Here is a 24,503-nt window from a genome sequence, read left to right on the forward strand (position 1 = left end):
ATGACAGGAATTTACTGATAATATACAAATATCTATTCATTTGAAAGAGACCACTTTTTATAGAATTGTCGGAAAAGGTTGTAAATACAATTAATCAAGGTATTAATTATAGATTTATACAATGTATTAATGATAAAGAGAGAGGTTAGAGTAATGAATAAAAAAGTATTACCAGTTAAATCACCTAATGGTTTCTTGACATACAAACCATTTGATTCAACACGAATATCTGTACTTCTTGCACAGGATAAATTATGTAAGGAGATTTACGAAAATTTTATGTACTTTAGCGTTGAGAAGTGTGCATATGATAATGGAGTCATGAAATTGGAGTGCCATTATAAAGAGCAGTTTTCAAGCATAGGAGAAAAAAGAGTACCTATAGATCTTATTCTAGATATGGACATGGATTTTATAAAATTTTGTAAGAAATCATTGGATAAGGAATTTTATGTTTTTCTTCCAATTGAAACATCTGAAATAAGTAATTACATAAATTATAAGAAGAAACCAGTATATCATCACATTTTTATATACGGATATAATGACGATGAGAGAGTTTTTTATTGTTCTGAGTTTTTTGCTTTTTCCAATGATAAGTACTCATATCAAACAGTATCCTATGATGAGTTGAAGGCAGCATTCTATAAACTCCAGAGAGAATTGGATGAAGATAGTTTGAGTAAAGAAAAGATGCAATGGCTTAAGGATGTACATCTTCTTCATAGTTATACTGAGTATAGGGACAGATTTACAATCAACAGATTAATAGTTGGATTACAGAATTATCTTGATAAAAGAGATAATAACGGTAATAAAGATTACATAAAAAATTTATATTATGGCTATGCAATTTATGATTTATGTGATATATATATAGAATATATAGTATCCAATAATTTCTATTACCATTTTGACATGAGACCATTTTTGCTAATCAAGGATAGATTTCATTATATGAAGATACAGTCTGAATTTGTAAGTGAGAACTATGCAAGTGATTCCTCTGAAATCAATCACATAGTAGATGAATTTATAAGATTGGAAAAGGAAGCAAGAAAAATGTTCCACCTGACTATAAAATATACAATGAGGGGAGAAAATAAGAACGTAACTAAAATATTGGAGATATTGGATATGTTAAAATCAGAAGATTATGCTGTAACGTCTAGATACATAGAATGTCTAAAGCATATTTAAGAAAGACGGAGATGATAAATAATGAAAGAGAAAGCTGAACTATCGTTACTTTTCAAAGAGTTTCAAAGTGCAATCAAGAGAAAAGACGAATATGAAATAGGTATAAAACACCTGTTAGAATTTAGAAAGGAATTATGGGAAATATATCAATTCATTTTTGATAATGTCAAGGATGAAGAATATTCTTTGATGCCTTTGGCAAAAGATAAGACAATAGCTTACTTCTTATATCATTTGACCAGGATTGAAGATATTCCTTCAAATACATTGATATTGGATCAGGAACAGATTTTCTATAAAAATGATTATCAAAAAAGGATACAATCGCCTATATCCACAACAGGTAATGAAATACCTAGAGAGCAGTTAGTGGAATTTTCGAAGCAATTGAATATAGATGAATTAAAAAATTATATAACAGATGTTTTCCAAAACACTAATAAGTTAATTGAAAATATGACACTGAAAGAAAGTAGAACCAAGGTTAGTGAGGAAAGAAAGGAAAAGCTCATAGCATTGAATTCCGTATCTACCGATGAAAAAGCGTTTTGGCTTGTGGATTATTGGTGTAAGAAAAATTATAGGGGCTTGATGCTCATGCCTTTTTCAAGACATCAATTCCTGCATTTGAATGGATGCTTGAGGATATACAGGAAATTGAGAAAGATTAAAAAATAGTAGCCATTTTTTAATTTGACACATCTAAGATATTAGGATATTATAATTAATATAGGACGGTCGTCCGAATTATTTGGAGAGGATTGTATATGATGAGTAGTAAAACTAATCAGTCAGAATTAATTCTTGATGCGGCGTATAAATGTGTTTCAGAAAAAGGCTATGCCAATATATCATTGAGAGACATAGCAAAAGAAGCTAATGTTGCACTTAGTCAATTACATTATTATTTTGGAAGCAAAAAGAAGTTATTGCAAGAGATAATCAAACGAATGATTGGTAAATATACAACGGAACTAGAAAAACAGATAAAAAAAAGTCAATCAGACAAAAAGGAAATATCGAATGTATTTAACTTCATAAAAGAAGCACTAGAAAGAAATCCTGAACTTTTCAAGATACTGTTCGATTTATCAAGCTTAGCTCTCAGGTCTGATTCGTTTAAACTTATGCTATCTGACCTATTTGACCATTTGTCAGGAGTTATAAAAGAATGTATTGACGAAAGCAGTTCCATAGTAGATGAATTCAAGGATTTTTCTTCCAGTACTTTATCAAGATTGATATTGGGAAGTGTTCTAGGCGTAGCATTTGAATATACTCTGGATTCTAATAAAAATGAAGATATACTTGACTCATTAGATGCTTTATCTGTGATTTTTCAATAGACGTTATAGCTTAATTATAAAGACATAAGAAGGAGTTGAGATAATGGTTGATATAAGTAGATTGATGATTTACTTTAGTATATATTCTTTTTTGGGATGGGTATGGGAAACCTCTTTTGTTTCAGTATGTACTGGAAAGTTTGTTAATAGAGGTTTCCTAAAAGGTTTCTTCATTCCTATATATGGATTAGGAGCATTGTCTGTAATTATGGTGCATAGGATTATAGGGGATACTACAAATAATTACATATTAAATTTATTTATAGTTGTATTAGTATCCACATTGGTAGTTACAACACTTGAATTCTTCACTGGTTTCGCAATGGAAAGAATATTCAACAAGAAATGGTGGGATTATAGTGATAAACCTTTTAATCTGAAAGGATATATTTGCTTGAAGTTCTCTATTGGTTGGGGAGTATTCATTTTTGTATTTTTATTACTGTTGCATCCTAATATTTCATATTATCTATCAGGTTTTAATGAGGGTGTCATAGTAAGTATGTCAATAATATTTACAGTGTATCTTATAACAGATATAGTATTATCAACTAAAGATGTCATATCACTTAGGGAAGCTATCAGAAAATACGCTGAAATACCATTTGAAAAATATCGTATGAGTATTATAAAATGCAGAAGAATATTTAATGCTTTTCCTGATTTATTAAAATTAAATGCAGGAACACTAAAATTTGACGTAAGGAGTATTCTTAATGAAGGTGTTGAGAAATTCAAGACACAAATCGTTAGTAGATTTAGGTAATGTAAGTGAATATAAAGAGTGTGTTTCGGAGATTTTGAAGCATCCAAATGTAAAATTAATGGAAACATTTATACAACACTCAGATGTTACTACATTGAATCATTGTTTAAATGTTTCCTATAAGAGTTTTATTATATGCAAACGTCTACATCTTGACTGTCGTGCTGGTGCTAGGGGAGGACTATTACATGATTTTTATCTCTATGATTGGCATGAAACAAAACCAAAAGAAGGCAAGCATGGGTTTGTCCATCCAAGAATTGCCCTTGCAAATGCTAATAGACATTTTAAATTAAACAAACGTGAACAGGATATCATCGCCAAGCATATGTTTCCTCTCACATTAAAATTACCAAGATATGCAGAATCCTGGGTAGTTACATTAGTTGATAAATGGATTGCTATTAAAGAAATAATAATGTAAATTCAAGATTGGATCGATACATTAGCGTAGTTTTTTTTTGAAATAATTTGGTTGAAAAATTTCTTGTTGTTGAGTAATACTGTATGTTTAGGTTTATACTTAAGTGCTATATCATTATTAATAATTGCTTGTTTTATATTTCCAAGTTTATAGTTGCAGATACTCAATTCTGTATAAGGTATGAAATCCCAGAAATCATGTATGATAAATCCCCATCTCTTTTCTGGTTTAACTAATCTAGTAGCTAAATCAAAATAAAAAATTGCTTTATTATATTGATTATTTTTTTTATAATAGTAACCTATATAACAACATATTTCTGCTCTAGGTAAATCATATTCTAAACTCCTTAGTAAGGTTTTAAAACTTTTTTTTGGCATATTTTTAGCTGTATATATTTTAGATAAATCAATGCAAGAATCTATATAGTTTGAAAGGTATTCTCCTTCTGTATTCAAAAATTTTTCATAATAAATAATGGCTTTATCATATTTGCCATGATAATAAAGTTCTCTTGCATAATAAAACCAGTTTCTGGGGGACAGTTCTTTGTTATTGTCAAATTGTTTTTCTAATATTTTTAAATTTCTCTCTGATTTTGCATGCTCTTTTTTATGAGTAATACATACATCCGAAGTAAAAGTTTTCGCTCCTCTAAAGTCTATATATTCATGAACAGGACTAAACCATTTATAATTTCTTGTTCTTTTCAATAATCGTTCTCTATAGAAGGACATTGTTGGTTCACCATTTTTTATCATAAGATTGTACTTCATCATAACTACATCAATGGTTGGATTCAACATCGTTTTTATCTCTTTTAACTTAGCAATATCTTCTTTTAGAATAATATCATCTGCATCTAGCCAGAGAATATATTCTTTAGTGGCTAATGAGAAAGAGTAATTTCTTGCTTTTGAGAAATTATCAACCCATTGGAAGTCATATATTTTATCTGTATATTTATGAGCAATTTCTTTAGTATTATCTTTTGAGCCAGTATCCACAATAATAATTTCATCTACAATACCACATATGCTTTCCAAACATCTGTCAAGAACTAGAGATTCATCTCTCACAATCATACATAAACTAATTGTTATCATAGTAACCTCACTTAACCCTACTATTACTTTAAATAGTATATGAAATAAATATTTGATTTGTGTATGAACAAGTTGTAGCTAATCTAATGTAAATACATAGAATATAGTAGGTGATTCTATGGGATTATTTAAATACATTTAAATTAGTAAAAAATAAGCTACTTATGATGAATTATACAAAATTTAAAAAGGAATGATTGTAATGGCATTTGATCCAAATTTATTTATTGTTGATGTTACACCTAATCCTACTAATATAGTAATAGGTAGAGAAGGAAGGGTGATAATTACTGCATCGAATAATAATCCAAGTGATTGGGGGTATAATTATACCTTACAAATGACGATACCAGATGGTGTATCTTTCGTAAATTCGGATATTCCAGTAACTTCTCAAGTAACAAATATTGACAATACTATAACTCTTACTTGGCTAAATATTAAAGATTTAGCACCAAATGAAACAGATTATGAATTTACGGTTATATTACTAGCTGATGAAAACTATAGGGAAACAGGTTTGCCTGTTCCGTTTAATACAATATTGACACCAGTTGCTGTGGAAGCAACAGTAGATACAAAGCCTAGAGGCGATGGGGAACCAGGTAATATACAATATACTAAAAGTGATTCTACAAGTGTAAAATCTTTACAATACTCAGTTACTAAAATTGCACCTGAAAAAATACCCAAAGGAGCCGGAATTCCTCTAGGAGATAGTCCACAATGGCCATTTGAATACGAATTTGTAATTGAAAATAATACTAGAATCGTATCTTCAGTAAGTATACTAGATATTTTAGATAATGGGATTCGTTTTATTGGACCAATTACTGCTGTAGGACCTGATTCTATTCAACTCCTACCACCGAATCCTATAGTAATTAATCCCACTCCTGGGGGACAAGACAATGTGACAATTGAATGGACTAATGTTGATTTGAGTGCTAATTCAATAAATATTGTAAAATTTGATGCAGCTATATGGAATAATTATACTGTTGGAGGCATTGAAAATTCAGGAGGTAGAATTCCACACCAAACTCCTATGAACAATATGGTAACATTAACTGGTACTTCAGGACCTGCTTCAAGTGAAGTTTCTACATTAGCGATGGACATAACAATTAATAAGAGTCAAAGTCCTATTAATTTGCTGATAGGAACAATTATTGATTATACTATTGTTTATCGGGTTAACCAATATGATAATGTTGATGATGTATTAGTTGCAGATATAATTGGTGATGGGCAGACATTTCAGTCAGCAACACCAACACCTACATCTGTTTCACCAAAAGATCCTTTAACTGGCGAAACCACTGTTACTTGGGATTTTGGAACACTTGTAGTTTCTTCATCTGGGACAATAACATTTTCTACTGTTGTTGATACCAATTATTTTGCGACATCAGAGCTTGTTTTGGCAGGAGATACTCTAACCAATATAGTAGATATCAATGGAGAGAATGCTAATTTTGGTACTCAAACTCCGGACAGTTCAGAGAGTTTTGGAGTAATTCAGCTGCCTTCGATAGACAAAGAATTATTGAATTACTATTATAAAGATGGAACGTTGAAACCTTCTACTATAAATGCAATGGCGCCTGGTGATTTTGTTGAATTTCAGATAACATATAATGCATCAGCAAATCCGCCACAGGCAGATGTAATAATTGATGATTTTTTCCCATTAGTTATAGATGCGTCATCAATTACTTCAATTGTATATAATCCTTTTAATCCAATTTCAGGACCATTACCTACTGGAACTGAAGGAGTAGAGTGGATAATAGACAATAGTGTTCCAGGAATGACTATATGGACTGTTATATTTAGGGTACAGATGAAAAATATTGAGTTCATAGGTTCTGAAAACAATTTAGCTAAGCTGAAATTAATGAATTCGGATAATATGGTATTTAGTGGTCGTGATCAAGTATTAGTAAACTTTGGTGAACCTAATATAATCTTAGATAAAAATGTTGCTGGACCTTCTCCTAATGCTATATTACCAGGTCAAACATACACTTATTCAATTATTATTAGTAATCCTCAAAATATAGATGGAACAATTGTAGATGCCTTTGATGTAAGCCTTTCAGATATAATTCCAGATTTACTAACTTATGTTCCACTAAGTTTATCAGCGATTGCATCAGGAGGTACACCTATTTTTAACGTACCTGTATTTACTTCTCCAGATCAAATAAATATGGAAATAATACAATTAAAACCTGATGATGAGATTACATTAACCTATGAAGTGACCGTAGATGCAGGGATTGGTCCGGGTATTAGTCTAACAAATGATGCTGAAACTACTTCTCCGTATTCACAACCATTTGACCCTGTTGGTACTAATTATCAATATCCTAATTTAGAGCGTTCAGATAGTGAAACATTAGTTAGTGCTGATACAGTGGTTGAAAAAACTGTTGATAATAATGTAACAGTAATTGGTGACACAGTTAATTATACAATTACTTGGACTGTTCCAGAGGGGTTACAAGCTTACAATGTTAGGATTACAGATATTTTGCCCGTTGGTCAATCATATGATAATGATCCTTCTCCTGTACCACCAGAATCTATTGTAGGTCAAACTATTACGTGGCCAACAATACCTGTTGTAGATGCTACTACTGGAGCCATAACATTAATATATTCTTTCAGAGCATCAATTGATAGTTCAACTTTTATAGCTCCTGACTATACAGAAGTTCAGACTAATAGCGGTAGTGTAAACTGGAATTCAACACCTACAGGATTTCCAATGATGGAAACAGATTTACAAAATGTTAGAGTTGAGAATCCTCATATTAGTATTGAAAAGGGAGAAAGGAATATATCTAGAGGTGAAATTAATTATGTTACATCAACAAATGCAGTTGGTGGAGAAATAGTTGAGTTTAGAATAAGTATAGTCAATGATGGATCAGCAGATGCGTATAATATTGAAATTACCGATAAACAGGGTGGTCTAAGTACTGGATTGATATTTATTCCATCAAGTATAGTTGCACCATCAGGAACAACAGCTATGTATCAGTTATTAACTAATCAGGTTGTTTGGAATATACCATACTTGGCAGAGGGTGATTCATTAGAGTTGCTATTCAGAGTACGTATTGCAAAAGGATTGACTCCAGGAACTATTATAAATAATGATGGAACAGTAGATTCATATTCAAATATTAATATGATGTTCATATATCCATCTGAGACTTCTAATCAAGTAGAAATTATTATAGAATCAGGTATTAGAGGAGATTTATTAGAGGCGTTATTGTGCTTAGATGATATTATGATACAAGAATATAAAGATGTAGATTGATATATATGTTTATAGCTGTAAATCTAAATATCATAAATGTGATAATTAATAATTAAAACTCAGGCAAGAAAGGAACAATATTGTTGGATAATAAATATATATCTGAATATAAAGAATGGACCGTACTAATATATGCTGCAGGCAATAATAATTTACAGGAATTTATCTATAATCAATTTGAATCAATATTGACTACTACTAAAACTGAGAATGTCAATGTGATTGTTCAAATTTCTGAAGGACACTCTCCAAAAGGTGTGAATTTTAATGAATGCAAACGATATGTTATTGATAATAATAAAGCCATTTTATTGAAGGATCTAGGAAAAATTAGTATGGCTCAACCAGAAGAACTAAAAAAATTTGTTGTTTGGGGTAGCAATAGGTTTCCATCTAGACATATTGCGGTTATTATGTCAGGTCATAGTGCTGGTTTCGTAGGATTAATGAAAGATTGTTCAGGTGAACAGACTTCTTTTATGGGTATCAAAGGATTCGCAAAAACACTATATTTAGCAAGAAGAAGTATAAAAAGGTATATTGATGTTTTAGTGATGGATACATGTTTTATGGATACTGTTGAAATATGGTATGACATTATAATAAATAGTAGAAATGCTGTAAAGTATGTAATCCTTCCACAGGATAATGCTCCAAAAGAAGGATTGAGCTATAACGAAATAATTAATTCATTAAATAAAACTAAGAATGGATTTATATCCTATAACTCAATGAAAAGAATAATAAATGATGAGATGAAAAAAAATAATATATTTTGTGTATTTCTAGCAAGTGAATATTTCAGTAAGTTAAAGGAGATTATAGACCTTTTTTCACAATTATTATTAATGAAGGACAAAAATATAAATAATGACATTCAAGCATTAGATTTTATTCCATTAATAGATTTATGTAATAATGATATTTTAATGGATTCAGATATAAATAAATGCAATAAAGTTATTAAATATATTCTAGACAAAATTATTTTAGAACCTGATTCTAATATCATTGAAAGAGAAAGAAGAGGGTTAAAGATATATTTTCCACATAACTATGATGTTTATTCTAAGTTTAAAGGAATGTATAATTCAATGAAATTTAGTCATAACAATATGTGGACACAAGTAATAGATGATAAATATATGGGTAAGTAGTGATACATCTGAAATGTTAACATTAAATACGATTGAAGAATTAAATTGTTTAATAGAGTTAGAAGGAGAGAAATATTGTGAAAGATTTGCGGTATTATAATCCACGTTCTAAATCATTGGATTGTTCGGATAATAGCCAAATAATATGTATTTTTAAGGAAATATTAAAAGAGATTAGATGTATTCAAGAACTATTGTATTTCCCAGAAACTGATCTTGATGAAATAGAAGAAGTTATATGGGTAAAAAATGATCAATGTAGTTTAAGCGAAATAGAAAGAAAAATAAGTAGAATAGATAAATTACTAAGAAATCCCTGTTTTGGATTGAAAGAAATTAAAATAGAAGTCGCTAATATTGAAGAAATATCATATAAGATTAATAAAAGACTCAAAAAAGTTTATTGTAAGTTAATTAATCCAAAATATGGATTAAAAGAGATAAAAAAAGAAGTATATTATATTGAAAAATCAGTTGATAGAATTATATGCGATTTAGAAGAAATTAAGAGTGGAGTTAATACAATAGAGGAAGCTGTATTGAATCCCAAATATGGATTGAAGGAAATAAAAAAAGAAGTAAAAGCAATAGAAAAATCTGTATTAAATCCTAAATATGGATTAAAGGAAATTAAGAATGAAGTAAGAACCATAGAAGACACAGTGTTGAGTCCAACGTATGGGTTGGAAGAGATTAAAAGCGAAGTAAGTGTAATAGAAGAAATAGTCCTGAGTCCAACCTATGGATTAGAAGAGATAAAGAGTGAAGTAAGTGTCATAGAAGAGACAGTGTTGAGCCCAACGTACGGGTTGGAAGAGATTAAAAGCGAAGTAAATGTAATAGAAGAAATAGTGTTGAGTCCAACGTATGGATTAGAAGAGATAAAGAGTGAAGTCAAAACGATAGAAGAGACCGTGTTGAGTCCAACGTATGGATTAGAAGAGATAAAGAGTGAAGTAAGTATAATAGAAGAGACCGTGTTGAGTCCAACGTATGGATTAGAAGAAATAAAGAGTGAAGTAAATATAATAGAAGAGACCGTACTAAGTGCAACGTATGGGTTGGAAGAGATTAAAAGCGAAGTAAGTGTAATAGAAGAAATAGTCCTGAGTCCAACCTATGGATTAGAAGAGATAAAGAGTGAAGTAAGTGTCATAGAAGAGACCGTGTTGAGTCCAACGTATGGATTAGAAGAAATAAAGAGTGAAGTCAAAACGATAGAAGAGACTGTGTTGAGTGCAACTTATGGATTAGAAGAAATAAAGAGTGAAGTAAATATCATAGAAGAAACAGTGTTAAATCCGATGTATGGATTAGAAGAAATAAAGAGCGAAGTAAATATCATAGAAGAAACAGTATTAAATCCGATGTATGGATTAGAAGAAATAAAGAGTGAAGTCAAAACGATAGAAGAGACTGTGTTGAGTGCAACTTATGGATTAGAAGAAATAAAGAGTGAAGTAAATATAATAGAAGAGACCGTACTAAGTGCAACGTATGGGTTGGAAGAGATTAAAAGCGAAGTAAATGTAATAGAAGAAATAGTGTTGAGTCCAACGTATGGATTAGAAGAGATAAAGAGTGAAGTAAGTATAATAGAAGAGACCGTGTTGAGTCCAACCTATGGATTAGAAGAAATAAAGAGTGAAGTCAAAACGATAGAAGAGACTGTGTTGAGTGCAACTTATGGATTAGAAGAAATAAAGAGTGAAGTAAATATAATAGAAGAGACCGTACTAAGTGCAACGTATGGGTTGGAAGAGATTAAAAGCGAAGTAAGTGTAATAGAAGAAATAGTCCTGAGTCCAACCTATGGATTAGAAGAGATAAAGAGTGAAGTAAGTATAATAGAAGAGACCGTGTTGAGTCCAACGTATGGATTAGAAGAAATAAAGAGTGAAGTAAGTGTCATAGAAGAGACAGTGTTGAGTGCAACGTACGGATTAGAAGAGATAAAGAGTGAAGTAAGTGTCATAGAAGAGACAGTGTTGAGCCCAACGTACGGGTTGGAAGAGATTAAAAGCGAAGTAAATGTAATAGAAGAAATAGTGTTGAGTCCAACGTATGGATTAGAAGAAATAAAGAGTGAAGTCAAAACGATAGAAGAGACAGTGTTGAGTGCAACTTATGGATTGGAAGAGATAAAGAGTGAAGTAAGTATAATAGAAGAGACCGTGTTGAGTCCAACGTATGGATTAGAAGAAATAAAGAGTGAAGTAAGTGTCATAGAAGAGACAGTGTTGAGTGCAACGTACGGATTAGAAGAGATAAAGAGTGAAGTAAGTGTCATAGAAGAGACAGTGTTGAGCCCAACGTACGGGTTGGAAGAGATTAAAAGCGAAGTAAATGTAATAGAAGAAATAGTGTTGAGTCCAACGTATGGATTAGAAGAAATAAAGAGTGAAGTCAAAACGATAGAAGAGACAGTGTTGAGTGCAACGTACGGGTTGGAAGAGATTAAAAGCGAAGTAAATGTAATAGAAGAAATAGTGTTGAGTCCGATATATGGATTAGAAGAAATAAAGAGTGAAGTAAATATCATAGAAGAAACAGTATTAAATCCGATGTATGGATTAGAGGAAATTAAGAGTGAAGTAAATGTCATAGAAGAGACAGTGTTGAGTGCAACGTATGGATTAGAAGAAATAAAGAGTGAAGTAAATATAATAGAAGAGACCGTACTAAGTGCAACCTATGGATTAGAAGAAATAAAGAGCGAAGTAAATATAATAGAAGAAACAGTATTAAATCCGATGTATGGATTAGAAGAAATAAAGAGTGAAGTAAATGTCATAGAAGAGACCGTGTTGAGTGCAACGTATGGATTAGAAGAGATAAAGAGCGAAGTAAATATCATAGAAGAAACAGTATTAAATCCGATGTATGGATTAGAGGAAATTAAGAGTGAAGTAAATGTCATAGAAGAGACTGTGTTGAGTGCAACGTATGGATTAGAAGAAATAAAGAGTGAAGTAAATATAATAGAAGAGACCGTACTAAGTGCAACCTATGGATTAGAAGAAATAAAGAGCGAAGTAAATATCATAGAAGAAACAGTATTAAATCCGATGTATGGATTAGAGGAAATTAAGAGTGAAGTAAGTATAATAGAAGAGACAGTATTAAGTGCAACGTATGGATTAGAAGAGATAAAGAGCGAAGTAAATATCATAGAAGAAACAGTATTAAATCCGATGTATGGATTAGAAGAAATAAAGAGTGAAGTAAATGTCATAGAAGAAACAGTATTAAATCCGATGTATGGATTAGAAGAAATAAAGAGTGAAGTAAATATAATAGAAGAGACCGTACTAAGTGCAACGTATGGATTGGAAGAGATAAAGAGCGAAGTAAATATAATAGAAGAAACAGTATTAAATCCGATGTATGGATTAGAAGAAATAAAGAGTGAAGTAAGTGTTATAGAAGAGACAGTACTAAGCGCAACCTATGGATTAGAAGAGATAAAGAGCGAAGTAAATATCATAGAAGAAACAGTGTTAAATCCGATGTATGGATTAGAAGAAATAAAGAGTGAAGTAAGTGTTATAGAAGAGACAGTACTAAGCGCAACCTATGGATTAGAAGAAATAAAGAGCGAAGTAAATATCATAGAAGAAACAGTATTAAATCCGATGTATGGATTAGAGGAAATCAAGAATGAAGTAAGTATAATAGAAGAGACAGTATTAAGTGCAACGTATGGATTAGAAGAGATAAAGAGCGAAGTAAATATAATAGAAGAGACCGTACTAAGTGCAACGTATGGATTGGAAGAGATAAAGAGCGAAGTAAATATCATAGAAGAAACAGTATTAAATCCGATGTATGGATTAGAAGAAATAAAGAGTGAAGTAAATGTCATAGAAGAAACAGTATTAAATCCGATGTATGGATTAGAGGAAATCAAGAATGAAGTAAGTATAATAGAAGAGACAGTATTAAGTGCAACGTATGGATTGGAAGAGATAAAGAGTGAAGTAAATATCATAGAAGAAACTGTTCTAAACCCAGCATATGGATTATTTGAAATCAAGGCTGAAGTAATTGATATAATTAATGATATTCAAAGTCCTATATTTGGTCTATACGAAGTAAAAACTGAAATAGCAGCAATAGAAGAAGCGGTATTAAGTGCAACATATGGATTGGAAGAAATAAAATATGAAGTGAGTAATATTGAGAATATTTTAACAACAACAGATGATTTAACAACAGGTCCATTTTTTATCTCTCAAAGTTCACAAATGCCAGCTAGTGTAATAATTAAGATATTAAACAATACTAATCTAGCTAAAGATGTAATTATAAGAGTATATGAATATGGAAATAATAACGCAAGAAATACTGTAATTCCACAAGGTGGTACAACAATGCCGATAAATATTTTACCAAATCAATGTGTAGATATTGAGTATTCTATATCAAGAAGTGACAATACAAATAATCAATGTGAAGTTCAGTTATTCGATATAGTCGAGGGTGTTTATTGTTGGGTGACTGTTAGAACGGAAGCTGTAGATACTACACTAAATACAGTTACGCCTATATCTGGCAATACTTTTAGACATGCAGAATTAGTTCCATTGATTACTGATTTCCCTGTTTGATAATTGAATGAGTAAATAAATTAATTAGCGTCAATCAGTAGATTGACGTTGAATTTTGTTTAATAATGTAATGTATGTTAATCTCTAAAACATACTAGAAGTGATGATTATCATTTATACAATATAACTTATTGTGGCATTAGGGAAATAGTGAGCAATCAGGTCTTTAAAATATCTGGCGGCATCTTCTCTAATATCTAGGTCATAACAGAACTTACCACGTCCTTTTGGACACATTTTTGATCTATCAAATACATTAAGAACACCCTTTAGAGCGGCGCTGTTAATGGTATCATTGGCATATCCATAAGTCATGAAGATAAGTTCAAAGAACAATTGATCTTTTAGCTTGTCATCAAGTTTTTTGGACAATGATTCCAACAATTCTCTATACATCTCCTGCCAATTATCCAAAAGGATTATAGGTGCTATATTGACACCAACTCTGTATCCTGCATTAAACATCTTGTTTGCGGCATCTATTCTATCTTCAAGTTTAGAAGTGCCTATTTCAACTTTTCTAATAATATAATCTGGATTGACACTAATCCTCATCTGAGTATTTCCATTATGGTCAGCATCAAGAAGATAATCAACCATAGCAAATTTTGTGGCAAAGGTGCAAGTTGCATTATCTAGTTTGCCAAACTCTTCTATAGCCCATCTCAAATTACCTGTAATGGTATTTTCAAGAACCATATCACTAGTTGAACCTATTTCATATATTTTTCTTTCGCCTACTTGTTTAATTTTCCTTTTGACTGAATTAATCATTGCTTCTCTATTAACGAATATGCGTAGATAAGAACCTTTGAAGAAGTTACATACCAGGTAGCAATATGTACACATAGCGGAGCAGCCTGAAGATGTAAAAGGAACAATGAAATCTGCAGATAGTTTATTAGGAGTTAACTGTAAACTTTTTCTAATACCAAGAACCAGATATTTTTTGAACTCAACAAATTTTTCATCAGGTGCTTTTTTTATGAATTCTACATCATGATGTTTTTCTATGGGTATCATTTCTATATTCATGTTTTTATAACGCTCGTAAAGGGTTTTCCCTAATTCATATTCTAGAATTTTCTCTTCATAAAGTACTTTTGCTGGTATAAAATTATCCAAGATATCACCTCTATAGTATTTAATATAATGATATATTTAGTATTGCTATTTCCATATAAAATATTCTTAACCAATTAGCTGCAAATCTAACTATGGATATTGGGTCAATAATGGATTATACTAGTATATGGAAACATTTATAAAAGGATAGTGTATTCTATTACTGAAAAAAGTAATAAGTTATTTAATAAAATTTTATATAAAATAATAGGAGACTAAAATGGAATTAGAGATAATATATGAAGATACACATATAATTGTTGCAAAAAAACCTCCAAAAATTCCTTCACAAAAGGACAAGACTGGAGATAAGGATATGTTAACGTTATTGAAAGAATATTTGATTAAACAATATAATTTTAAAAACCCATATATTGGTTTAATTCATAGACTTGATCGTCCAGTAGGCGGCTTGATGGTGTTTGCCAAGACAAAATATGCCAATACTAGATTATCAGAAGAAATTAGGTCCAAAAGATTTGATAAACACTATTATACTGTAGTCTGTGGCAAGCCTAGCAAGGATAAAGGAGAATTAAGAGATTACCTTAAAAAGAATGGTAGAAATAATATATCTAAAGTAGTTGCTAAAAACGTAAAAGATGCCAAAGAAGCTATTTTAGAATATGAACTAATAGAAACCATTGAAACTGAAGAATATGGTAATTTGAGTCTAATGAAGATTAATCTCAAAACTGGAAGACATCATCAGATACGTGTTCAACTTTCTAATGCTGATATACCCATATGGGGAGATAATAAATACAATGAAACTTTTATGAAAATGAAGAAATGGACACAAATTGCATTGTGGGCTGGATTCATTTCATTCAAACATCCGAAAGAGAATAAGATCTGTAAATATGAACTAAAACCAAGTAAGGAGTATCCTTTTAACATGTTCAATAATATTTAGGGGTGATTTTATGTTAAATAGATTAAAGGATATAATAGATTCAAGTAATAATATAGTATTTTTTGGGGGTGCTGGTGTTTCAACTGAAAGTGATATACCAGACTTTCGTTCTGAAAAAGGGTTGTATAAAGCAGTTCAAAAATATCATTATCGTCCAGAGACTATAATAAGCCATACTTTTTTTATGAAAAACCCTAAGATTTTTTATGAGTATTACAAGGAGAATCTTATATATACAGATGCCAAGCCTAATAACGCTCATAAAGCGTTAGCTAAGTTAGAGGAAAGAGGAAAATTGAAAGCTGTAGTGACTCAGAATATAGATAATCTACATCAGATGGCAGGAAGTAAAGAAGTTGTTGAATTACATGGATCGGTCTACAGAAATTATTGTATGTCATGTGGAGAAGCTTATGATATTGATTTCATCTTAGATAGTAATGATGTTCCTAGATGTACAAAATGTGGAGATATTGTCAAACCTGATGTGGTTCTCTATGAAGAGGGATTGGATGGATTAATTCTTAAAAAAGCTGTGGAATATGTTAGTAGTGCAGAAGTATTGATTATCGGGGGTACATCATTGGTAGTTTATCCAGCTGCTTCACTGATACAGTATTTCAATGGAAAATATCTTGTTCTTATCAATAAAGAGGAAACTTCCTATGATAGTTATGCAGATTTGGTTATCAATGAGCCTATTGGAGAAGTTATGAAAGGATTTCTGTAATAGGAGTATAGTTTTTTGTTTTTTGTGGTAGAAAATTAACTACTTGCCATATAGTTTATAATTTCAGTTTGAAATTTTTATAAATATTGATATAATATATACTATGAATTTATATATTATAGGAGGAACTTATGATTAATCTATCAATAGAAGTATTGGATCAAGCAGGAAATAAGTTAGCAGAGTGTAGTAATACTGATGAAGTATATTTAGTTTATCAAGATACATATAAAGAAGGAGACAAAATCGTATTCAAGTCAAGCGAAAAGAATCAATATTTTATAGCACAAATTGATGATGCACTTGGCGAAGCTTTTGTGTATTTTACAGAAAATGAAGTAGTTTATAATGTGCCATCTGGAGAAAAAAGAACTAATTTTTCACCAAAAGTATTTAGCGGAAATATTCATCTACTACATTTGAGACTAGCTACAAAGGAAGAAATAGCTGGATATAAGAATCTTGCTAAAAATGTTATTGACCAAAATGGTATTGAAGGACTATATCCTCATGCAAAGGCAAATGTAGAGACAAGAGGAGAAGCAGTTTTTGCAGCAAGAAATGCAATTGATGGTGTTTGTGAAAACAGATCTCATGGTCCTTGGCCTTATCAATCATGGGGTATAAATATGCAGGATGATGCTGAGATGAAACTGGATTTTGGAAGATTAGTAGCAGTTGATAAAATCGTATTATACACAAGAAGCGATTTTCCACATGACAACTGGTGGGAACAAGTGAAGATTGTTTTCTCTGACGATTCAGAATTGGTTTGGGATCTTGAAAAAAGCTACAAACCACATATAATAAATATTGAACAAAAGAAAATCAAATGGTTAGTTTTAAAAGATTTGAAGAAAGCTGATGACCCATCACCATTCCCAGCACTTACACAGATTGAAGTGTATGGAGTAGAAGCTTAATATTAAAGCCTTAATATTTTCTTTAATAAGGATTATGCAACTAAAAGCTGATATCTGTATTTTACAGGAATCAGCTTTTATTATGGTATAATATGAACATTAGCTATCGCTATAAAGTCTGCGTTACCATAAAAAAATGATTGAAAAAAATTATAAAAGTAACTATAATTAATTATACAACCATCATATCTATCTACAAATAAGTATTCAACACAAGATAATAAGATTGAATTCATAATGGTTATGAATGTAACAATTTATCAAATGCATTATTATTCATAGAGTTTCCTCTAAAAAATTTTCAAGTTATAAAGAAATGTATAATTATCAATATCTATAGATAAAATTTATTTGTTGCCCTTTAAAATTAGTTGAAGAGGGAGAGATTGGATTGAAAAATATTCATGTTCTACGTACAATTAAATACAAGTTGATTATATTATCTATAATGTTGGTTGTTATTCCTACGTGCATTATAGAATTAATATTAGTAAGGTCTTCTGTTAACTTAATAAAAGAAGAGACTAAAAAATCTGTATCAAATCAATTAAAAGAAGCTTCCAAAAAGATTGATTTAACACTTGAACTTGTGGAATATTCCTCTATAGATTTGTTATTGGATGATAAGCTGTTAGATATTCTTTCAGAAGATTTAACAGTGGGGCAAAGTTATAAGGATTATGAAAAAATGGTATATATCAATAGAGTATTATCAAGAAATGTAATTATGGAGACATCATTAGAAAGTATCTATCTATACGACTATAATGATGAATGTTTGTTTGCGTCTAATAGAAAAGGTTTCTTATATGTTGAAGATCTAGATATAGAATGGGAAAAGTGGAGTGCACCCAACGAAGAAGCAATGCCTTGGGTACTTAGAGAAGATCCTTTTGGTGCAAGAGACAAATACTATTTATCATCTAAGAAAACCATAAAAGATGGTAATAATAACATAATCGATGTATATTTGAATGTAAATGAAAGAGCAATACATAATATGTTGGAAAATATTAATATAAGAGATGGAGGATACAAATTCCTCTTAGATGATAAGTTGAATTTTATTTCTCATGAAGATTTGACTTTAATTAAAAAGAGTATAGAGACTATTGGATTTTCTAAAAATGATTTTTCCAAAAGTCAAAATGGATTTGTAAAAAAAATTGATAATACGGAGTATTTAGTTGTATCTACTACATCTAAATATTTGAATTGGAAGTACGTAGCATTAATACCTATAGAAGGAATATACCCTGGAGCCAGTAAAATAATTGGGCTTGCAATAATTATATCATTAATAGTTTTTATTGTTGATATTATAGGAATTCTAATTATATCTAAAAGTATTTATAGTCCTATTGGAAAACTCAAAAAAGCTATGGAATTAGCAGGAAGTGGGCAGTTTACCACTAATCTGAATAATAATAGAAAAGATGAATTTGGTATTTTATATAGAAGCTATAATACAATGGTTAGAAAGATTCAAAACTTGATTAATGAGGTGTATATACAGAGTTTATTAAAGAAAGAAGCTGAAATGAAAGCATTACAAAATCAAATTAATCCACATTTTTTATATAATACTCTTGATGTACTTCATTGGATGGTTAAGACTAACAATGGTGAAGATGCTTGTGATATTATTTTCAGTCTTGCTAATTTTTATAGATTGGTTCTTAGCAAAGGTAAAAATATAGTTAAGATTTCGGAAGCATTAGCGTTGATAAATCATTATCTTGTAATACAAAAAAATAATTTCAGGAAAAATTTTACTTATAGTATTGATGTTAAAGAAGAAATATTAAGTTATAATATCCCCAAACTTGTTCTACAACCTATTGTTGAAAATGCAATAATTCATGGATTTAATAACAAGAAAGACCATAAGGTGCTTAATATAAAAGGAAATATTGAGGGAGAATATATCATATTAAAAGTATGGGACAACGGAGTTGGAATTTCAGAAGATAGATTGAACAAAATAAATAGGGAATTCAAGATAGGTGATTTTAATACCGATGGTAATTTTGCATTACAAAATATTAATCAACAGATAATTCATATGTATGGAAGAGACTGCGGTTTATATATTGAAAGCCAAGAACAAGAAGGAACTTGTGTTAGTATTAAGATAACTAAGCAAATCACTGATTTGTTGACAGGGGGAACTATAAAGAATGAGAACCTATAATGTACTTATTGTTGATGATTCTATATGGATAAGAGAGGGATTAATTAAAACAATTGATTGGGATAAAATAGGTGTAAATATTGTTGGCGAAGCTGAAGATGGACATGAAGCACTTAGCATCATTGATTGTAGTGAAGTTGATATTGTTATTTCAGATATAAAAATGGATTATCTTGATGGATTAAGTTTATCAAGAAAAATCAATGAAAAATATCCCAATATTCAAGTCATAATAATTACTGGATATGATGAATTTGAATTTGCTAGAAAAGCTTTACGCTATGGAGTATCAGATTATATACTCAAACCAATAAAAGAGAAAATTTTAATAAAAGCAGTTGAAAAATGCATAGGAGTTATTAAGGAAAAAGAAGAAAATAAAGAAAAAAATATTTCTATAGAAAATCATTTCAAAAAGAGTATTCCTTATCTAAGACAGGAACTTTTCTGTAACATATTTTCGGGTAGTCCATATATACATGAAGAATTAAGAGGTGAATTCAGTACTCTTGATATTCAAATTACCAAAGAATTAATTAAGGTTTATATTTTGAAAATAAATAGAGTGAATGATACTTTTGTAACCTTATATCAAATATGCAAAAAACAATTAGAAGATATAGAAGATATTGAAATCATCCAATATAAAACTGATCAGGTAGTCATTGTTGCTTCTCAAAATGAGAACAAACAAAATGATTTTTACAAACAGATTTTTCTTACCTTAGTTTCCATATGTAATCATATATCAGAAAAATACAATCAATCCATTACCATTGGAGTTGGAAAAAGTTATTGCAATTATGACAAAATATATAAAAGTTATATGGATGCATTTGAAACTTTCTCAGTTACAATTAATGAAGGAGAGAGACAAGTTATTAAAGATGTAGTAGCGTATATCAAAAGTAATTATAGTATTGATCTGTCATTAGATATGGTAAGTGAACATGTTATGCTTAATCCTTGTTATCTAAGTAAATTGTTTAAGGAAGAGATGAACATATCATTTTCCAAGTATCTTATTAATATTCGATTAGAAGAAGCAAAAAAATTATTGAGAAATTCCAATCTCAAGGTCTATGAAATATCACAATTAGTAGGATATCCTAATTATAGGTATTTCAGTAGAATATTTAAAAAGGTAGAAAAATGCACTCCTATAGAATATAGAGATGCGAATTATTAGATCATATAATAAAAGTGCACAAAATCTAAAGATGTGTGCATTTTTTTTTGTGTATATTATGGATATAATTAGATATAATCTTAATACGCCATAATTTTTATTGGTGTAATTGAGTAAAAAGGAGGATAATATTTATGAAAAAGATAGTTATGATGGTTATGATAGTAACACTGATATTGACTTCACTTATGGGATGTTCAAAAGAAGATACACCTGCTTCAGATAATGATAAGAAATCAGGTACAAGTACTTCTGCTGATAAAAAAACAGAAAAAAACATTGTACTTAAATTTATTATGACAACAGAAGGTGAAGAAGAAAAATTTATCAATAAAGCTTTGGAAGAAGAATTTTATCCTGATAATCCTAATATTAAAGTAGAAATAGAAACGGTACCTTTTAGTGAACTAGATAAAAAAATAGTTACAGCTCACACTGGTAATGTAGTATACGATATTATTTATACTAATCATCCATCAGTTGGGACATTCGCTGATGCAGGAATTATAGCCAATCTAGATGAATATATTAAAAATTCGGATATTGATTTGAAAAATGATTATAATACATCTTTCTCTGATTCAGCTCAGTATAAAGGTTCTCAATATGCTATGCCTTATGAAACTGATACTAGAGTACTTGCAATCAATAAAAAATTATTTGATGAAGCTGGTCTTGAAGCTCCAAAAACTATAGAAGATATGTTACAAGCGGCAAAAGTATTGACAAAAGATACAGATGGTGATGGTAAGAATGACCAATTTGGTATGATAATGGATTTTGGTAATATGTGGTACCCAACTTATGATTTGGGACAATGGTTACTAGGAAATGGATCGCATCTATATATACAAGATGGTGATTCTTATGTTCAAGAAATAAACACTCAAGGAGCTAAAGATTTTCTTGTGTGGGCTAAGGAAATGTCCAAGTATCAACCAGAAGATTTTGTAAGTTATGATGGTACAAAGATAACTTCATCATTTGCACAAGGTAAAGTTGGTATGTTTGTATTTGGACCTTGGCATTTCCATGATCCAATACTTATTGAAGCAAAAGATCTTGAATATGAACTAATAACTAATCCTGTGGGAACTAAGAAATCTGGAGCATCTATGGGAGGATGGCATATAGCAATGGGTGCAAATTCTAAATACAAAGATGAAGTATGGAAGGTATTAGAATTCTTATCCAATCCTGAAATCAATGCTAAAACAGCTACATCAATACCTCCAATATACGAATCATATAATTATCCACCATTTAATGATAAAAAATACGATATATTTGCAGAACAGTTAAAAACTGCTGAAGTTCCAAATCCTCCAATTCCACAATTATCTAAGGTAGCTGAGACTTGGAATAACTATTTCCAAAGATATATACTTGACGACATAACACTGGATGAAGCTCTTAAAGAGGCGTCTACTGATATACAAGGGATATTAGATAAAAAATAGTAATAGCAATGATTATTATCAAAAGTGAGGAGGGAGAGTATGTTTCCATCTTTCAACAAATCAAGATTAAGTAGAAAAGCTAATATGAAAAGTATGTTATTTCTACCAACCATAATAATATTACTTGTAACTATAGCGTATCCTTTCTTATGTAACATATATTATAGCTTTACAAATTATACATTGGTAAAACCTGTGAAAACATTTATTATGTTTAATAATTACATAGAAATATGTAAATCAGATTATTTTATAGAGACAATTATAAGAACGATCCTATGGACATGTAGTAATATTACTTTTATGTTGATATTAGGGTTGTCCACAGCATTGTTACTAAATACCAATATAAAAGGTACTACTATTATTAAGGGGTCCATTCTTATACCTTGGGTATTACCAGAGATAGTAACAGGATATTGCTGGAAATGGATGTTATCATCTGACTATGGAATAATAAATAATATACTAGAAAAATTTAATCTAATAAGTGCAGATTTTTCTTGGTTTAGAAGTGGCTCAACTGCAATGGGGGTTGCTATTCTAGCTAATGTGTGGAGAGCATTTCCTTTTATGGCTTTGATGTTCTATGCTAAACTGAAAACATTGTCAAGAGAGCAACTAGAGGCTGCTAAAATTGATGGAGCAGGTACTTTACAAACTTTTATACATATCACTTTACCTTATCTTAAAAACTCAATACAAACAGTATGTCTTTTGGCATTTATTTGGACGTTTAATTCTTTTGGGATTATATACTCATTAACTGGTGGAGGACCAATTAATAAAACTGAGACTTTTCCATTTATTGTTCAGAAAACAGCATTTCAATATTATGAATTTGGTGAAGCCTCTACAATGTCGATTATAATGTTTTTAATCATGACATTGGTTTTATTAGCCATTTATCTAATTCCGAAGACGATATCTAAAATTATTAAAAGTAATTGAATAAAGTTTTATCATATATGTAGCTATAGAATTTGCAAATAAATAATTTTAGGTATTATTTAACCTAAAGATTATTCAAGAGGAGTTAACTATGAAAGAATATGAATATAGTAGATTAATACGGAGAATTTTATTATATCTTTTGGAAATATTTATTTTTATCTTTACAGTTTTTCCGTTCTTTTGGATAATTGTTTCATCATTTAAGGGAGCAGGTGAGATATTTCTATCTCCACCAACAATTTTTCCAAAAGTATTTACTTTAGAGAATTATAGAAGAGCTATTTTAGAGAATGACTTGCTTTTATTTGCTAAAAACAGTATTACTATTGGGGTTTCAACTACTTTGATTGCAACATTTATTGCTGCTTTAGCAGCTTATGGAATAGGATTTCTGAAAGTGTCTGGAAGTCGATTAATGACTATAGCTATGGTCGTTACACAAATGTTTCCTATAGTAGTCCTAATCATACCACTATTCACTTTATGTAGTAGATTAGGACTTATTAATACATATTACAGTTTGATATTGTCTAATCTAGCGTTTACTGTGCCTTCAGCTATAATTATAATGAGAGGTTATTTTGCTTCAGTACCGATTGAGTTAGGAGAAGCTGCTCAGTTAGATGGGTGTAATAATTTTCAGATGTTAAGGAAAGTTATTTTGCCTATTGTAGGTCCAGGTTTAGTTTCTGTTGCTATTTTTACATTTATTGGTGTGTGGCAAGAATTTTTGTTAGCTGTATCATTTATTTCTGATAGTAAAATGAATACATTACCTGTAGGTTTAACAAGTTATATAGGTGAGCATAGCACTGACTGGGGTGGCCTTATGGCTACATCAGTGGTAATAGCTGTTCCCGCTATTTTACTTTTTCTATCGGTTCAAAAATATTTTATTGATAATTTAGCTGGATCTGTAAAAGGATAATTCAATTCTAAAAAACCATTTCACAGTTTAGTACTATTTTAGGTACTAAACTGTGAAATGGTTTATAATAATATTTAACTTATTATATATCAACCATATTCAACATAAAATCCGATAATCCTCCCATGATTTGGAAAA

The 24,503-nt window shown here is 30.2% G+C and carries 18 protein-coding genes; 16 read left to right on the forward strand and 2 right to left on the reverse strand.

The window, feature by feature from the left end; translation table 11 throughout:
* The first annotated feature begins 153 nt into the window (after window positions 1–153).
* From HYG85_RS13490 to HYG85_RS13510, 5 genes are all read left to right on the forward strand, one after another.
* On the forward strand, window positions 154–1,200 hold the full coding sequence (locus HYG85_RS13490) for a hypothetical protein (RefSeq protein WP_212690106.1): 1,047 nt from the start codon (window positions 154–156) through the stop codon (window positions 1,198–1,200).
* A gap of 21 nt (window positions 1,201–1,221) precedes the next feature.
* Window positions 1,222–1,878, forward strand: a complete 657-nt coding sequence (locus HYG85_RS13495) for a phage head-tail adapter protein (protein WP_212690107.1) — start codon at window positions 1,222–1,224, stop codon at window positions 1,876–1,878.
* 89 nt (window positions 1,879–1,967) lie between these two features.
* A complete protein-coding gene (locus tag HYG85_RS13500; protein WP_212690108.1) occupies window positions 1,968–2,546 on the forward strand; it encodes a TetR/AcrR family transcriptional regulator in 579 nt (192 codons plus the stop codon).
* A 43-nt stretch (window positions 2,547–2,589) separates the two neighbouring features.
* Complete coding sequence (locus HYG85_RS13505) at window positions 2,590–3,312, forward strand: putative ABC transporter permease (RefSeq protein WP_212690109.1); 723 nt, start codon at window positions 2,590–2,592, stop codon at window positions 3,310–3,312.
* Complete coding sequence (locus HYG85_RS13510; protein WP_193774537.1) at window positions 3,263–3,736, forward strand: HD domain-containing protein; 474 nt, start codon at window positions 3,263–3,265, stop codon at window positions 3,734–3,736. The genes HYG85_RS13505 and HYG85_RS13510 overlap by 50 nt, the downstream gene beginning before the upstream one ends.
* Window positions 3,737–3,738: 2 nt before the next feature.
* Here HYG85_RS13510 and HYG85_RS13515 read toward each other — a convergent pair whose 3' ends face one another.
* Window positions 3,739–4,842: a glycosyltransferase gene (locus tag HYG85_RS13515; protein ID WP_212690110.1), complete on the reverse strand. Its 1,104-nt coding sequence runs from the start codon at window positions 4,840–4,842 to the stop codon at window positions 3,739–3,741.
* A 202-nt stretch (window positions 4,843–5,044) separates the two neighbouring features.
* Between HYG85_RS13515 and HYG85_RS13520 the strand changes: the two genes are divergently transcribed.
* From HYG85_RS13520 to HYG85_RS13530, 3 genes are all read left to right on the forward strand, one after another.
* The gene (locus HYG85_RS13520; RefSeq protein WP_212690111.1) at window positions 5,045–8,179 is read left to right on the forward strand and encodes a DUF11 domain-containing protein; all 3,135 of its coding nucleotides are present in this window, start codon (window positions 5,045–5,047) and stop codon (window positions 8,177–8,179) included.
* An 83-nt stretch (window positions 8,180–8,262) separates the two neighbouring features.
* The gene (locus HYG85_RS13525; RefSeq protein WP_212690112.1) at window positions 8,263–9,336 is read left to right on the forward strand and encodes a clostripain-related cysteine peptidase; all 1,074 of its coding nucleotides are present in this window, start codon (window positions 8,263–8,265) and stop codon (window positions 9,334–9,336) included.
* A gap of 77 nt (window positions 9,337–9,413) precedes the next feature.
* On the forward strand, window positions 9,414–13,946 hold the full coding sequence (locus HYG85_RS13530) for a coiled-coil domain-containing protein (RefSeq protein ID WP_212690113.1): 4,533 nt from the start codon (window positions 9,414–9,416) through the stop codon (window positions 13,944–13,946).
* Between the two features lie 114 nt (window positions 13,947–14,060).
* Here the strand turns inward: HYG85_RS13530 and HYG85_RS13535 are convergent, their stop codons facing one another.
* A complete protein-coding gene (locus HYG85_RS13535) occupies window positions 14,061–15,071 on the reverse strand; it encodes an SPL family radical SAM protein (protein ID WP_244971193.1) in 1,011 nt (336 codons plus the stop codon).
* A 220-nt stretch (window positions 15,072–15,291) separates the two neighbouring features.
* Between HYG85_RS13535 and HYG85_RS13540 the strand changes: the two genes are divergently transcribed.
* The 8 genes from HYG85_RS13540 to HYG85_RS13575 all read left to right on the forward strand — a co-directional run bounded on the left by HYG85_RS13540 (window position 15,292) and on the right by HYG85_RS13575 (window position 24,365).
* Window positions 15,292–15,987 carry an RluA family pseudouridine synthase gene (locus tag HYG85_RS13540; protein WP_212690114.1) on the forward strand — a complete coding sequence of 232 codons (696 nt, stop codon included), beginning with the start codon at window positions 15,292–15,294 and terminating at the stop codon, window positions 15,985–15,987.
* Window positions 15,988–15,997: 10 nt separating this feature from the next.
* Complete coding sequence (locus HYG85_RS13545; RefSeq protein ID WP_212690115.1) at window positions 15,998–16,717, forward strand: NAD-dependent protein deacylase; 720 nt, start codon at window positions 15,998–16,000, stop codon at window positions 16,715–16,717.
* A gap of 134 nt (window positions 16,718–16,851) precedes the next feature.
* The gene (locus tag HYG85_RS13550) at window positions 16,852–17,640 is read left to right on the forward strand and encodes a carbohydrate-binding protein (RefSeq protein ID WP_408647990.1); all 789 of its coding nucleotides are present in this window, start codon (window positions 16,852–16,854) and stop codon (window positions 17,638–17,640) included.
* 391 nt (window positions 17,641–18,031) lie between these two features.
* Window positions 18,032–19,834, forward strand: a complete 1,803-nt coding sequence (locus HYG85_RS13555) for a cache domain-containing sensor histidine kinase (protein ID WP_212690117.1) — start codon at window positions 18,032–18,034, stop codon at window positions 19,832–19,834.
* Window positions 19,821–21,023, forward strand: a complete 1,203-nt coding sequence (locus tag HYG85_RS13560) for a response regulator (protein WP_212690118.1) — start codon at window positions 19,821–19,823, stop codon at window positions 21,021–21,023. Before HYG85_RS13555 ends, HYG85_RS13560 begins: the two co-directional genes overlap by 14 nt.
* Before the next feature lie 134 nt (window positions 21,024–21,157).
* Window positions 21,158–22,483 carry an ABC transporter substrate-binding protein gene (locus tag HYG85_RS13565; RefSeq protein WP_212690119.1) on the forward strand — a complete coding sequence of 442 codons (1,326 nt, stop codon included), beginning with the start codon at window positions 21,158–21,160 and terminating at the stop codon, window positions 22,481–22,483.
* Window positions 22,484–22,522: 39 nt separating this feature from the next.
* Window positions 22,523–23,434 carry a carbohydrate ABC transporter permease gene (locus HYG85_RS13570; protein ID WP_212690120.1) on the forward strand — a complete coding sequence of 304 codons (912 nt, stop codon included), beginning with the start codon at window positions 22,523–22,525 and terminating at the stop codon, window positions 23,432–23,434.
* 91 nt (window positions 23,435–23,525) lie between these two features.
* Window positions 23,526–24,365, forward strand: coding sequence for a carbohydrate ABC transporter permease (locus HYG85_RS13575; protein WP_113673447.1), 840 nt, complete (start codon window positions 23,526–23,528; stop codon window positions 24,363–24,365).
* Window positions 24,366–24,503 lie beyond the last annotated feature (138 nt).

The organism is Vallitalea guaymasensis (assembly GCF_018141425.1).
GTDB classification, from domain to species: domain Bacteria; phylum Bacillota; class Clostridia; order Lachnospirales; family Vallitaleaceae; genus Vallitalea; species Vallitalea guaymasensis.